The organism is Staphylococcus sp. TCBT05 (assembly GCF_055179755.1).
Window position 1 is genome coordinate 108,167 of record NZ_JBUQDQ010000005.1, and the last position, 15,436, is coordinate 123,602.

Genomic DNA, 15,436 nt, shown 5'->3' on the forward strand with positions numbered 1-15,436 from the left:
CATTTCGTATTCACACAATACTTGTAGATTAGAACGGTAAATCATCATCACTAATGTCAATCGGACCATTTGCATTTGCAAATGGATTATCTGATTGTCCATTGTTATTTGATGGGTTGTTGTTATTTTGATAAGACGTGTTTTGTCCAGATTGTTGTCCACCAAAACCTTGGCCATAGTCTTGGAAATTGTTATTTCCATCCTGTTGTTGACGTTGGTTTTGTCCTTTAGGTTCAAGGAATTGAACGCTATCACAAACAACTTCTGTTACAAAAATACGACGTCCTTCTTGGTTTTCATAGCTACGTGATTGAATGCGACCGTCAACGCCAGCTAAACTACCTTTTGAAAGATAATTATTTACATTCTCTGCTTGCTTTCTGAAAACAACACAGTTAATGAAATCAGCTTCGCGTTCCCCTTGCGCATTTGTAAACGTACGATTTACCGCTAGGGTAAAAGTCGCAACACTCACGCCTGAGGGTGTTGTTCTATATTCTGGATCTTTAGTTAAACGACCGACTAAAACAACTCTATTTATCATTTAAGCGACCCCCATTAATTATTTTCTTGTTTTATCTTCGTCTTCACGAATAACGATAAAACGGATGATGTCATCATTGATTTTAGCTAAACGTTGGAATTCGTCAGTAGCTTCGTTATTTTCAGTTTGGATACGTACGATATTGTAGTAACCTTCTGTGAAATCATTGATTTCATAAGCTAAACGACGTTTGCCCCAATCTTTAGTTTCTAAAACCTCTGATCCGTTAGTTGCTAAAATTCCGTTGAAACGTTCAACGACAGCTTTCTTAGCATCTTCTTCAATGTTTGGACGAACGATATACATAACTTCATATGTTCTCATTTTATAATTGCACCTCCTTGTGGTCTATACGGCTCATCATACTATATGATAAGCAAGGAATAATTTTCATTACTCACAGTCAAGAATTATAGCACACGGTATTACTTTTTACAATGATAATCAGTACGTCAAATATATATTTCAAATTTCGATGTTTCATATGAAACAATTTATCGAAAATCACATAAATCCACGTTCTAGAACCACAATATTATGTTGCAACACAATAATAACAATAACAAATTATACAATTGGAATTTGTTTTTTATAAAGTTTTAATGTTTTTCGACATAAGGTTGCTAAATAAAACTAATTCTATTAGCATATCAACTACGCTACATAATTTGTTGTTTACCCCTATGCACTTAGATTATTTTTAGGTAATTTTAAGCACATTAAAGGAGAAGACTATGGTTTCTACAATCAAAAAAGGTTTAATCACAACCACTGTTATTTTGGCATCTACTTTAACTATCCATTCTACTAATGCTGCCGAAGCAAATACGAGTGAGCAAGGTACGATGGGGTATGGTTATCAAAAATATGTTTCGAAACATCCAGATGCACAATCCAAAGAGCAACAAACTAAACAAGTGCAACCTGAAGCTGCTACAAATGGTGAAAGAGTACTTGATATTTCAGAATGGCAAGGTGATTTAACAGAGCAACAAGTCAAATCACTGAAAGAAAACTATGATTTCATAATCATTCGTGCCCAATACGGTTCTGAAAAAATCGATGCTTCTCTAAGCCATAATTCAGCTATATTAGATAAATACAATTTGGACTTCGGGGTCTATTCTTACAGCATGTATGAAAATCCTGACGACGCCCGTTATGAAGCCCAAACACTATACAATCGCGCACCAAAAGCTAAATTTTACATCAATGATTTTGAACAAAATTCTGTAACATCTGGCACAACGGATCAAAGTACTAATGCATGGTATGACGAAATGAAGAGTCTTGCCGGAAACAAGAAAGTCTTATTTTATTCATATGAAAACTTTATGAAACAACATGCTACACAATCTGCTAATAATTATGATGGCGTATGGATTGCCAATTATAATGAGGCACAGCCTACTTCACCACACGTACTGTGGCAATATACAGACGGTTATAATTCACAAGAACTTAACCAAAAAGTAGATGCGAATTATTTAGGTCCAAATGTTAGCAGCAACTGGTTTACATCTTAAATGAATATAGTATTTACAAATACACCTAGATTGTTAAAGCATTAAAATAAACGTCAATTTCTATCATTTTTACAATTAAGATAGGAATTGACGTTTTCTTGTTTTATTAAATTACAGTTTTACACTATGCTGAAGTTCATATTAAGACAACTATGTACTTTCAAAAGCATAAGCTAAATTAAAGTAAAAAGGAATAATCCATATATTGATAATACTCTGGATTATTCCTGTTATTTTGAGTATGGCCGCTATAACTCAAATTGATTTATATTTAAATATTCACTACGCTAGTTTAAACATTAAATCTAAAGTGCACGACGTCTCCGTCTTTCATGATATATTCTTTACCTTCAAGGCGTTGCTTACCAGCTTCTTTAGCGCCACTTTCTCCATTGTATTCAACGTAGTCATCGTAGCCTGTAACTTCAGCACGAATAAATCCACGCTCAAAGTCAGTATGGATGATGCCTGCACATTGTGGTGCTGTCATACCTTTAATAAATGTCCATGCTCTAACTTCTTGCACACCTGCCGTAAAGTATGTCGCTAAACCTAGTAAATCATAAGTTGTGCGAATCAAGCGATCTAGACCCGGTTCTTCAATGCCTAAATCTTCTAAGAACATCTCTCTATCCTCATCGTCCAATGTTGCAATTTCTTCTTCAATTTTAGCACTGATAACGATAACTTCAGAATCTTCTTGTTGTGCATATTCACGAATTGTTTTCACTTTTTCATTATCTTCATCACCAATTTCATCTTCTCCAACGTTGGCAATGTATAACATTTCTTTAGATGTTAACAATTGTGCATGTTTAACATATCTTTGATCTTCTTCTGTAAACTCTAAACTTCTAACTGGCTTACCATCTGCTAAAGCTTCTTTAATTCTTGATAAAATACGCACTTCATTTTCAGCATCTTTATCCTTTTGTCTTGCCATCTTTTCAATTTTTGGCAAACGCTTCTCAACAGATTCTAAGTCTGCAAGAACTAATTCCATGTTAATAACTTCAATGTCATCAATTGGATTTACTTTACCAGAAACATGCGTCACGTTGTCATCATCAAAAGCACGTACAACCTGACATATCGCATCAACTTCACGGATATGTGACAAGAATTTATTACCTAAACCTTCACCCTTTGAAGCGCCCTTAACGATTCCAGCAATATCTGTAAATTCAAATGTTGTCGGGATGGTCTTCTTCGGTTGAACCATTTCTTCTAAGACATTAAGTCGACTATCTGGCACTTCTACGATTCCTACATTGGGATCGATTGTCGCGAAAGGATAATTCGCTGCAAGCGCACCTGCTTTTGTTATTGCGTTAAATAGCGTTGATTTACCTACGTTGGGTAGCCCAACAATACCTGCTGTTAAAGCCATTTATTCATTCTCCTTATTTTCAGTATCTTGATTGGATACTAGTATTTTCTTCATTTTTTTATTAAACGTTTGTCTAGGAATCAAAATACTTCGCTGACAATTTTCACATTTTATTCGGATGTCTGCACCAACACGAATAATCTTGAAACGATTCGTCCCACATGCATGTTGCTTCTTCATCTCTACAATATCATTCAAACCGTAATCTGATGTCATGATGTCACACCTCCGAACTTTCTATGCTTTATTTTGTTGATTCGAATCATATTGTACCATAACTGGTTGAGGCACTTTAATACCATTGTCTTTAAATAATTTATGAATTTCTTTTCTTAATATTCGCGCCCCGGAAAATCCTTCTCCCGGAACTGTTTCTGCAGAAATACTTAAGACAATTTCATCTCGAGTTATTGAGTTAATACCTACTACCTTAGGATTTGATACAAATAAATAGTATTTAGATCTCATTGCTTCAAAATGCTTCGTCAATACTTCCTCGACTCTGTCGATATCTTCTTCAACAGAAACCGGAATTTCAACTATAGATTCTCCGTTTGTCACTGAGTAATTTGTTATTTCTCCCATACTACCATTTGGCAATGTAGTAAGCTCGCCACTAATTGTATTGATACGTGTAGATCTGAGACCTATCGCTTTAACTGTGCCTTCTGCAACGGTCGTTCCTGCGCTATTAATTTTAACATAGTCCCCTACATCAAATTGATTTTCAAAAATAATAAAGAAACCTGTAATAATATCTTTAACTACTGTTTGTGCACCAAAGCCCACTGCAAGACCAACTACACCAGCACTTGCAATAATGCCTTCAACACTAATCCCAAACTTACTTAAAATTGTCGTCAATACGATAAACCATACCACATAGGAAACCACATTTTGAATCAGTGAAATTAATGTATTGGAACGTTTTTTATTCGCTTTTTTACCTTTATTTTGAATTTTAAAGAATTGCTCAATACCCTTATTAATAAAACGTAAGACAATCCATGCCACTACAACATACACAACAATCATAATTAAATTAGACAGTAAACTTTGGTACGTTTCTGGCTTAGTTAGAGGTTCTATTAATGAATACAGAATATTTTTGAGTTGAGTCATACGTCCGTCCTCCTTATTACCTCACTATATACTTTTAATTATTATACTGAATATTATTATAAAACAAATCCTACTTCGGATTTAATTTCAACTTTAATAGTCAGCATTTTTCAATATCTTCACTTAATATATTAAAGCTAGACATAAGAAAAAGAACCATAATAAAAATTATGATTCTTTAACACCCAAGCAGTAATTTTACTACAAATCAAAGCGCTAAAACAAGTTATTCATATTATGTTATTAAGATAAAATACGGATTTTTGAATGACATCCATTATATAGCAATGATAAAAAATTATATACAATTAAAGTTAAATAACATATAAATAATAACGATTCGGCATTGAATTGGTACAACTAGGGAAATTTTACCAAAAGATATACAAATTATTATAATATTCTGATAAAGGAGGTGACACTTTACTTAAATAGCCGGTTCAAATTTCTCCCGAGCTAATTACTAAGTTTTCACATATTTCCTCGTGTGATAACTTTTCAAAATACAGTAGTATGACCTTGTAAATTTCATCTTAAAGTTACTGTCACCATTAGATAAAATTATAATTCTTTAACACCCAAACATTATTTATATGATGATAAAATTAATTAAACTAAAAAATCTTCCAAATTTCTAAAAGTATATCGCACTTACTGACCCTTACATCGGTAAGTGCATTTCTTATGTGTCCTTCCACCATGCAAGCATAATTCCAATCGTTAAATCGCCACAGTTCCAAATCTAAATGCTCTTAACGACTTTTATATAATGCGCAATGAACACACTCAATGAAATAATTAAAAAGACCAACCGAAGTGTTACCTCAGATTGACCTTTTTAATCTGTTCTATATTATCTACAAAACAGCTACAACAACCTTAAATAGTTATTTATGTTGTTCAATTAACTGCTTTTCCAAATCATTATACAATTTAAATATCATAACGCGTTCGCCGGTACGGGAACTTAAATCTGTGTGAAATCCTTTTACTGATTCACCAGTTATAGACAACACAATTTCATTTAAAGCGTCTATGCCGGACTCTACTAATTTAGAGCGCGTCTTCTTAATCGTTAGCAAGCCTTCATTGGTCTCACACACTTTGTATTCCGCTTGGGTAAGTACGCCTTGTAAACTCACGATGATCATATCTCGCAAAATATCTGTCTTTACTGAAAGTGAGCCACGTCCAAGAAAATCCTTCTCCCATTGTGTGATGGCTTTACTAATTTCAGACTCGTATGTGCCCTTCTTCGTCTTCATTACCTATACATCTCCTGTAGAACAAGTTTAAGAGGTTAAACTAGAATCGAACTTACCAAAATAACAGTATCATTTTTGATCTATTTTTTCTATAATAGCATAATTTACATTCAAAAATCATACCTATATTGTCACGGGAAAGTAGTCGACCTTACATGTTAATCTGTTGCCTATTATATCTATTACTTATTTCATTATATTTAATTAGACCATTCTTTCCAGTCACCAAAGTGATCTATACTAGCTAATCTTACCCAACCATTATTTACTTTTTGACGGAAATCAGGTAACGCATCTAGAAGGTTCACAATCACGTGTTGTGGTGCTTGAACGACGATTAATAACCGAATAGGAGAATGATACATCTTATTATCAGCTGACATTACTGATTGCCAAGGCAAACCTGTAAGCAAATCACTCGCGTTACCTTGCATTACACCGATTCCAGCAGTAACTGTTTGAGTGATTTTATTTCCACTACCATAATAATGTGGCGCTACAGTGGAAGCATAATACTGTAAATTTATCCATTGAGCGACCGTTGCAGGTCCCGAAATGATATTTGCAAGTATACTACCGTCCTCATCATCTTTCCAATTATAATTATGCAGAAATGCACGACCCTCTAAGTTTATATCCTTAGTTAAACTTCTCTCACCAATAATAAATGACGCATTTTTAGCTAGACCCCATTCTGGTCTAATTTCACTCCAGTCATTTGCTAATCGGTGTACTTCTTTAATTGGATCCTTTTTAGTTATGTGATTGTTTGGCAACTGTGACAAACGTTGTTGGTTAGCACGACGACTAATCTCAGGCATACTAGCTGTTAATGCTTCATATGCATCTTGAGCCGCTTCTGGTAATTCCGGAAGATATACCCATGCTAACTCATCAACAGATGTATGGTGTTCCGCTGAGGCAAACACTGTTGTCGAAGGAATAACTATGTCTGCATTAGCTAATCCAGCTCGTACTTCTGGCAAATTGCATAACTGTGCTAACACCTTGGCATTAAATCCACTGGCAGCTCCACCACAAGCACCACAATCTAACGAAGCTGCATACGGATTGTTTGCACTGTGACTACCATGACCACAGAATACGACCAATGGTGCAAAGCGCTTCGTTAAATTCATCAATGTTAATGCTTGCTTAGCATATGCAATCTTTTCTTCATCTGTAAAACCAATTGGCAAATGATCTTCATGCTCATGTTGATAATCTAAGGTTAATGTTGTATCTTGAGGTTTTTGCAACCATCTTCCGTAAAACTTTCTAATCAAATTTCCAGTTCGTCGTGGAATAAAACTACGCGTAATTGTTTGTAATGTAAGCCATGGACCACTTAATTCCGGCAGCAATAAACTTGGCAATGCGTTTTGTTTCATTTTCTTAAAAGTATAAGTCACAGACTGAAGGACATGCTTACGTTGTTGAAAAGCAGTAGGCTCACGTTCAGCTGTATATTCTTTAATCTTATGTTGTGGTTGATTCATAACAGGCAACGATGGGTGGCTATGCTTTTTGCCTAATTCACTTTTAGCAATCGGCAAGCCAAAGAATCCTGCAATCCCAATCGTTTCAAAGTGACCTGCCTTTTCAATCTGACGACGAAATGGTTCAGAACGCACATCTATACAGAAGGCCAACTGTGCTGTTGGTGTTATTGTTTCATCTTGTACTTTCGTAGCGGTCTGCTCTAAATGATCTTTCATCTGTTGCTGATACGTCTCTTCCCACGCTTCTAACCAAATCTTCCTACTCACTTGATGGTTAAAATGTAAGGCAAAATGAACATGCGCTAATTGACTTTCTGAAGTTAACTGACTCCATGCTTCAACACTATACCCTCCCCATTCTAACCATTGTAAAATAGCTTCCGTCCACTGTGATATATCAACACGTGGTTCAGCTTTAATAGGTAAATAAGGGTCTACTAAACACCATTCTAGCGCTAATCGAATAGCTAGATACGTACGTATTAAATGATCTTCGTGTTCGTCATTTTCTTCTTGCCAAAGCATCATACCTGCCCAACCAGGCAAGGCCAATAAGTGTTGTTCCAGATAAGATTGGATCTCTCCCTCATCAATACCTAAACGCTGAAGTGCAGTATTTAAGAGTAGTTCCGAATCATTCGGCAATGTTTTAATACGTTGTCGCTCTTGCTTAGTCAATGCCGGATCATGTTGAACCAATCGATACCATGATGCAAAGAAACCGCGTTCTCTGTCAGGCATTGTCCAGCCAGCTTGTGCATCATCAACATACAACTTACACCATTTCATAACATGATAATCAACATAGTCACTTATTTTTGTGCCTTGGTCATCTATTATTGCGGCACTGATTAAGCGAGCATGTTTTGATTTATGACCACTTGTTGACCGCGCTAATGATGTTGCAAATTGCTTTGCTTGTGCATATTGTGCTTTGTCATTAGTCTTCTGCAAGGATTTCAACGTCATCACTTGCTTTACAAAGTGGGCTAAAGTTTCAGATGCACATGGAGCTGTAGTTTGTTGTAACCATTGTTCTAAGCCTTCATCTACTTTATCTTGAGCAATTTCACCGTTGTCCTTTGCCTCTAATATCGTTGAAACTGCTGGATACATATCGACTTCTCGCACTTCCCTTAACCATTGCGCCACATCATCGAAATTTTTATCTTCTAGGTTGGCCCAAGGACTACGGGCAGCAAACACTGAAATGGGTGACAAAGGTACAATGACTTTTTGCGCGTTTGCTATGAGTTGATTTAAGTCGTTATTGTCTATATTATGATACATCGTTGTTTTATCCATTTTCCCCATTTGAGTGTCCTCCTTTCGATAAATACTGTTTCAAATAATTCGGATGACGTTCAACCGTAGTTATTTTAGCGTCTCCAATTCTCACTAGCCACATATACAGCATTGCAAAGGCAGTAGAATTACGGTGACGAGCCACCCAAGTACTCATCGCACTACCAAATAATAAGATTAGCGCTACAATAACAACAATAAACATTGGTGGTTGCGAACTTTGGAAGGCAATTGTATGTAATGCTTCATTTAAGTAATGATGTACTAAATAATAAACAATACCAACAGTAAGTAAGACTAATAGACCCATTATACGTCCGAATTTACCTTCACCAAATGCAACTAACTGTGCCCACGAAACAGATAACGACCATGCTAAAATTAGACCACTCACTAATCTATAACCTTGCCCAGGCTCACTCAACCAAAAACTCAATCCAATTAACAACGCCAGCAAACGCCCTACTAGAATCCACAAGTAAGACATACGTTCATTCGCTCGACTTGGAACATTAAAATGTCTGACTGCTGAGCCAGATCTCAAGAACAATGTTGCTTTAAACAAACCATGAAGCATTAAATGAATAATCGCTGGAATATATGCACCAAGTGCACATTGAATCAACATAAAGCCCATCTGACCAATTGTCGAACCAACTAATAATCGTTTGTAATCAACATGTACTAAACTAATACCGGCACCAATCAATACAGATGCACTCGCAAAGCATAACAATACGACAGTTGCTAAATCACCGTTAAATAGTGGAGAAAAGCGCGTTAACATAATACCACCCGCATTCACTATTCCAGCATGCATAATTGCTGAAACAGGTGTAGGTGCCGCCACAGATTCAATTAACCATCTTTGGAAAGGCCATTGAGCAGCAGGAATGATGACCGCAATAACGATTAAAATATTAATAATAAATCTTTGCCACACTGCGATTTGACTCACATGCTCTTGCGTAAAGATATTAATATAATGCCATTCACCAGTTAAAGTCCCCATCCACAATACTGCTATTGCTAATGCAATCCAGCTCACTAAAAATAATTTGCCAGATACTTTAGCCGCCTCACGTGTAACACCCCATGCTTTCGTCAAACTTATTAATAACGTTAAACATATCAGTGTAAGTCCCCAACAAACAACCATAATACGTAAGTCTGCCGTCAACCAGGCACTCGCAGCAAAACTAGTCATTAATGTAAATAGAGTAAAATACTTTCTATAATTCAAATCTCCTGAGAGATAACGAATACAATAACGTTGTATTATCAATCCAATACCTAATACAAAGAAGGTCATCAACCATGCCAAGACATCTGAGTACCAAACACCTAGTTCAATATTCTTCTCAGCACCTAACAACCCTACAAATGCAACAATAACGGGTAGTGCGACGAGCCAAATATGGATACGCACATAGGCTAGCGGCAATTTATTCGATAAAAAGAACAAGCCACTTACTATAGCAACAGCTAAAGCTACAAAAAATACAATAAAATATACAGAAACATCTATCGATGCCAGCATGGCGATTCCTCCTTTACATTTTTTTAACTTGCTATATACGCTTGTTTCAAAAATATTTAAGTATAAATAAAAGCCGACAATATATAATAAATCATCATTGATTCATTAACATTGTCGGCTTCAATACGACTCATTACATGTGGATAAATGTAATGCTTCGCTTTGCTACCTCATATATAGTTAAAGTTTATAATTTAAAAGTTCATTAATAAGTCGCACAATCTCTGCCTAAACTAGCTTATTGTTCACCTTTTCACCAAACCAATTTAAGTTATTAGCATAATGCTAAGGTGTCAATCTTCTACGTCACACAGTTCTCAACAACTTGTTATTTTTAATTCAATAATATCACGATATACTGATTATTCGTGATTGTCAAGAATTTGCATTTATAATTAATATATAGAATGTTCAAATCAAACTATATTATAAATTTATTTAATTCCTATTTCGTCATCACTTTTACCTGAATAAAATATAAAGCACAACAGGAGAATGCCAATAATTTCTACGATAGTAACTAAATAAATATTAGTAATAATTAATCCAATTATCGTGGCGATTAAGATAATAGTTATAAATAAAGCACGTTGATCAATGACTGAGTTGTGTAACTGTGTATCTATATAAATTGCTAGTAGGAAAATACCAAAAGCCAGTGTATAAATATATAATTCCACTGTACTAATTTCGTGATTTGCTAGTACCTTGTTCATAATTAAAAAGATAAAGTCTAACGTAAAGATTAACGCTAAATGTAAATAGGCACTAGCAAAGCCTGTTGCATCATCTCTCTCATAATTCAAACTCTTCTTATAATGTAAGGTATAAACCATAAACAGACTTACAACTAACACAAAGTAAACCACGTCTAATACATTAATATGTGCAATCTCGACATTATTCACTATTTGTACGATACCTTCCCCAAATAATAAAATCATAAATAAACTTAAACGTTCTGAGAAATGTGAGAAAAATAGCGGATTCTCTTTGGAAACCTTTAAGAATAGTACTGGGAAAATAGCCATAATCACTATACCGATAAAGTAAATCCAAAAGTTAATTCCTGCTGGTAACGCTAACGAAACCAACGATACAATTATCATTAATAACAAGCCTGAAACATACACCTTAACGAGTTGTAACGTGACTACTTGCTTATTCAACTTATAATTAAGGATGTATTGTATAGCTATACTCAAGAATATCAAAATTGACATCGTTACAAACGGCTTAAACGTTTGTTGAAAGTCCGCATTCGTAGCTTTCGACAACAATAACACCAAGAACATATCAATAAATACAAATAAATATTGATACCATTTTTGCTCAAAGAACCTATTTACTAGCAATGTACGATATACCCATATCGCAAAGAAGATTAAAAACATTGTAAAGTTCTTGCCTAGGCTTTCTAATGAAGCCAAGTCTTCTGAAATGTGTTCGATTGTTTGATTAATCGTAGATAATACAAACACAAACACTAAGTCGAAAAATAATTCCGACATACTCACTTCTTTCTTTTTCACCAATACTCCCCCCAAACTTCATACGCAATCTTTCATTTGTTCTTATAATTTATCGCTATACCTTTCATATAATAGGTAAATAACATTGCTACTGATCAATTTAATTTAAACGCTGTGTTTTAAAAGGATGATCAATAGAAAAGTACGTAATTTCTTCTTTATTGAGTAAAGCTTCTGTTAACTTCACCTCAAAGACCTCACTACTATGATACGGTTTAATAAAATACGTCGGTTCATGGCATTGTAATACACATTGATATTGTGTGTAATGTGCCATCTCACCGTCTATCACTGCACCCCTAGGTATACTCACATTGTTCAATACCTTAAAGCAACTATTCACATTTTGTAATGTATCTTCAGAGTCCATTTCTAAATGGTGTCGTAAATATGCAGCACGAACAAAACGCTCTGCAGACGTAAAGCCCCCCGGTAAACCATATGTTCCACCCTCGACACCTAATGTAGCAAATTGCAATTCACCAAACTGCTTTTCTCTGCCATGTTCAGGCGTTAAATGAACATAATTTCTTAAATTTTCTAAGTGCCATTCTAATTTAGGATTATTCGTTAATACATGTACTGGATTATCCTTCATAATCAACAATCCATCATGAGGTTCAACAGAAACCGTAACACCTGATTGATCCGTAATTATAAAATGCAATGGTGGAATGTTATTGAGCGCTTTATTCTCAACTGCTACGATATTAATCTTATGTAGATTATGTTGCAAGTCAGTTAACGATTGATTGTTACCTAATGCCCATACGATAAATTCTTCTGGTCCTATATTAAAATAACCTTCACGTGGTTCAGTTGCATAACTTGCTTCGCCTGTAAAATAATGAGTCGAAATCGCTAAACCATGTTCATTTACACCGTCACCAAAACTATAACGACCTACCATGACACCTGTACCAATGAAACCATAGTTCATTTGTTTCGTCCCAGCAATATCAAACGTCCAAGTATATTGAGAAGGTACCGCTATCGGGATACCATTAAATTCAAAATCAAAATCCATAGTTCTTGCTAAATAATTAATATTTTGAGGTGATAATATTGAAAAACCTGTACACATCCTCAACCCTCCAATTCAAAATAAACTGCATATTCACTACAGTTACCACGCATTTTATCACATATTCAAAGGGAAAGAATCACAATTCATTTATTTAAAATAATAATATTTTATCAACCCTTATTTTCTAAAATTTTAATATCGCTTACATATATCAATACTATTTCGTTATAAAACAATGATAGAATAAAAATCAAATGAATGGAGGTAGTATTTAATTTGGAAAAAGAAATTAAACACAACTCATATGGATTCAGATTTAAAGGTGATTTTCAAAGTAAAGTTGCCGGACTAAATGCGACAGGTTATGAACTCAGACAAACTCATGATTATCGTTGGCATGGTTTACATAGAGGGGAAGAAGATATTTACATATTTCAATACACGATAAATGGCGAAGGTGCTATAACTTTGGACAATGAAACTAGATACCTTGAGACTGGTGATGCTTTCTTTGTACATGTCCCGAGTGATCACTGTTATTTTCTACCTACACACTCTAAGCAGTGGGAATTTCTTTATTTTACAATTTATGGTGAAGAAATTGGGCGTTTATTCCAACAAATTATCAGTAGCTATGGTCATATATTCAAATTACCCATACACTCAGAACCAATCTGCCATATTATTGAAACGTTAGAACGTATAGAAACATTAGGTATTAAGCATGGTTATGATGCATCAGCTTGTGCCTATACATTTATGATGAAGTGTCTTGAATACTTTGAATATGGCCAACAACAAGTCAATCAATACCCGTTAGCCATTGCTAAAGCCATACATTTTATCGAAAATAATTATAAGCAAGATATTACATTAGACGATATTGTGTCAGTATCTCAATTATCAAAGTACCATTTCACACGCCAATTTAAAAAATCAGTCAAAGACACACCCATCAACTATCTATCTAAGACGCGTATTAAACAAGCTTTAGTGTTATTGTCTGCCAATGACTTTAATATTGAAACAATAGCTCTAGAAGTCGGCTATACATCAAGTAATTATTTTAGTAAAGTATTCAAAAAAATCGTTGGTGTATCACCGAATCGTTATAGACGTGACACATCCATTATGTCCGTCGACAAAATATTCATCGACTAATAACAGCAATATATTACCCTTTTCAAATTTATTTACGATTGTATATTACCTCTAAAGTAACTAAGCTATAACTAAGCTATAGCAAACTTAAAATATTTTATCGACTTATTTATCAGAATTTTCGAATAATATTTACAAAAATTATTGTGTTACTTTAGGAGGAAAATATATGAATAAAATAACGTTTTTAGGCGCTGGAAGTACTGTTTTCGCAAAGAATGTCTTAGGAGATTGTATGACAGTAGATGCTTTACAAGACTTTGAATTTGCACTATTTGATATTGATGAAGAGCGTTTACGTGATTCTGAACTCATGTTGAACAATTTAAAAAAGAATTTAAACTCAACAGTAAAAGTGACTGCTTACCATGATAGAAAAGCCGCTTTATCAGGAGCAAAATATGTCATAAATGCAATTCAAGTTGGTGGATATGACCCAGCAACAATCACCGATTTTGAAATACCTAAAAAATATGGCTTACGTCAAACAATTGCAGATACATTAGGTATTGGAGGTATTTTCCGAAACTTAAGAACTATTCCAGTAATGCAAGATTTCGCACGTGATATGAAAGAAGTTTGTCCGGATGCCTGGTTCTTAAACTATACAAATCCAATGGCAGTACTCACAAACGTGATGTTACAAGAAGGTATCAAAACAGTTGGCCTATGTCATAGTGTCCAAGTATGTGCAAGTCATTTACTCGAATCATTAGAAATGTCTCAGGATAATATCCAGTGGAAGATTGCTGGCATAAATCATATGGCTTGGTTACTTGAAATTACTCAAGATGGCAAAGATATTTACCCTGAAATTAAAAAAAGAGCTAAAGCGAAGCAACAAACAACACATGATGATATGGTCCGCTTCGAATTGCTAGATAAATTTGGTTATTATGTTACTGAATCTTCAGAACATAATGCGGAGTATCACCCCTACTTTATTAAAGATCAATATCCTGAGCTCATCGAGAAATATAATATCCCATTAGACGAATATCCACGTCGATGTGTAAATCAAATCGAAGAATGGAAACAAATGCGCGATGATATTGTAAACGATCAGAATTTAACTCACGAACGCTCACATGAATATGGTTCTTATATTATTGAAGCAATGGAGACAGATCAGCCATTTAAGATTGGTGGTAATGTATTAAACACTGGTGGTTTGATTAGCAATCTCCCTGAAAATGCCGTAGTAGAAGTTCCATGTTTAGTTGATGCAAGTGGTATTGCTCCAACATATGTCGGAGCACTGCCGGAACAATTGGCGGCGTTGAATCGTACCAATATTAATACACAATTATTAACCATCGAAGCAGCTTTAACTCAAAGTAAAGATAAGATTTATCAAGCTGCACTATTAGATCCACATACGGCTTCAGAACTTTCAATCGACGATATTATTGCACTGTGTGATGATTTAATTGAAGCCCATGGCGATTGGCTACCTGAATTTAAATAAATTTTTATTCAATTTTATTTCAAACCAGATACCAACTCTCAATAAAACTTGAGG

Annotated in this window: 13 protein-coding genes; 3 read left to right on the plus strand and 10 right to left on the minus strand. The window is 34.8% G+C overall.

The window, feature by feature from the left end; all coding sequences use genetic code 11:
- Positions 1–28: 28 nt before the first annotated feature.
- Positions 29–544, minus strand: coding sequence for a single-stranded DNA-binding protein (gene ssb, locus ACY191_RS00475; protein ID WP_042737620.1), 516 nt, complete (start codon positions 542–544; stop codon positions 29–31).
- An 18-nt stretch (positions 545–562) separates the two neighbouring features.
- Positions 563–868, minus strand: a complete 306-nt coding sequence (rpsF, locus tag ACY191_RS00480) for a 30S ribosomal protein S6 (RefSeq protein WP_107511898.1) — start codon at positions 866–868, stop codon at positions 563–565.
- A gap of 410 nt (positions 869–1,278) precedes the next feature.
- Here rpsF and ACY191_RS00485 point away from each other — a divergent pair, with 410 nt between their 5' ends.
- Entirely contained in the window at positions 1,279–2,070 is a 792-nt protein-coding gene (locus ACY191_RS00485) for a GH25 family lysozyme (protein ID WP_042737622.1), read from the plus strand.
- Between the two features lie 292 nt (positions 2,071–2,362).
- Here the strand turns inward: ACY191_RS00485 and ychF are convergent, their stop codons facing one another.
- From ychF to ACY191_RS00525, 8 genes are all read right to left on the minus strand, one after another.
- Complete coding sequence (ychF, locus tag ACY191_RS00490) at positions 2,363–3,460, minus strand: redox-regulated ATPase YchF (RefSeq protein WP_042737623.1); 1,098 nt, start codon at positions 3,458–3,460, stop codon at positions 2,363–2,365.
- Positions 3,461–3,676 (minus strand): DUF951 domain-containing protein, encoded by a 216-nt coding sequence (locus ACY191_RS00495; RefSeq protein ID WP_042737624.1) that lies wholly within the window; start codon positions 3,674–3,676, stop codon positions 3,461–3,463. It abuts the gene before it with no gap.
- 21 nt (positions 3,677–3,697) lie between these two features.
- Positions 3,698–4,582, minus strand: a complete 885-nt coding sequence (locus ACY191_RS00500; RefSeq protein WP_042737625.1) for a mechanosensitive ion channel family protein — start codon at positions 4,580–4,582, stop codon at positions 3,698–3,700.
- Between the two features lie 887 nt (positions 4,583–5,469).
- Entirely contained in the window at positions 5,470–5,847 is a 378-nt protein-coding gene (locus ACY191_RS00505) for a Na-translocating system protein MpsC family protein (protein WP_042737626.1), read from the minus strand.
- A 200-nt stretch (positions 5,848–6,047) separates the two neighbouring features.
- On the minus strand, positions 6,048–8,663 hold the full coding sequence (locus tag ACY191_RS00510) for a DUF2309 domain-containing protein (protein ID WP_229366826.1): 2,616 nt from the start codon (positions 8,661–8,663) through the stop codon (positions 6,048–6,050).
- Positions 8,647–10,194 carry an NADH dehydrogenase subunit 5 gene (locus ACY191_RS00515; RefSeq protein WP_229366825.1) on the minus strand — a complete coding sequence of 516 codons (1,548 nt, stop codon included), beginning with the start codon at positions 10,192–10,194 and terminating at the stop codon, positions 8,647–8,649. Before ACY191_RS00515 ends, ACY191_RS00510 begins: the two co-directional genes overlap by 17 nt.
- Before the next feature lie 434 nt (positions 10,195–10,628).
- Entirely contained in the window at positions 10,629–11,726 is a 1,098-nt protein-coding gene (locus ACY191_RS00520) for a low temperature requirement protein A (RefSeq protein WP_042737629.1), read from the minus strand.
- 100 nt (positions 11,727–11,826) lie between these two features.
- Positions 11,827–12,810 carry a choloylglycine hydrolase family protein gene (locus tag ACY191_RS00525; protein WP_042737630.1) on the minus strand — a complete coding sequence of 328 codons (984 nt, stop codon included), beginning with the start codon at positions 12,808–12,810 and terminating at the stop codon, positions 11,827–11,829.
- A 219-nt stretch (positions 12,811–13,029) separates the two neighbouring features.
- Between ACY191_RS00525 and ACY191_RS00530 the strand changes: the two genes are divergently transcribed.
- Positions 13,030–13,914 (plus strand): AraC family transcriptional regulator, encoded by an 885-nt coding sequence (locus tag ACY191_RS00530; RefSeq protein WP_107511892.1) that lies wholly within the window; start codon positions 13,030–13,032, stop codon positions 13,912–13,914.
- A gap of 169 nt (positions 13,915–14,083) precedes the next feature.
- Positions 14,084–15,382, plus strand: a complete 1,299-nt coding sequence (gene melA, locus ACY191_RS00535; RefSeq protein WP_042737632.1) for an alpha-glucosidase/alpha-galactosidase — start codon at positions 14,084–14,086, stop codon at positions 15,380–15,382.
- The last annotated feature ends 54 nt before the right edge of the window (positions 15,383–15,436 follow it).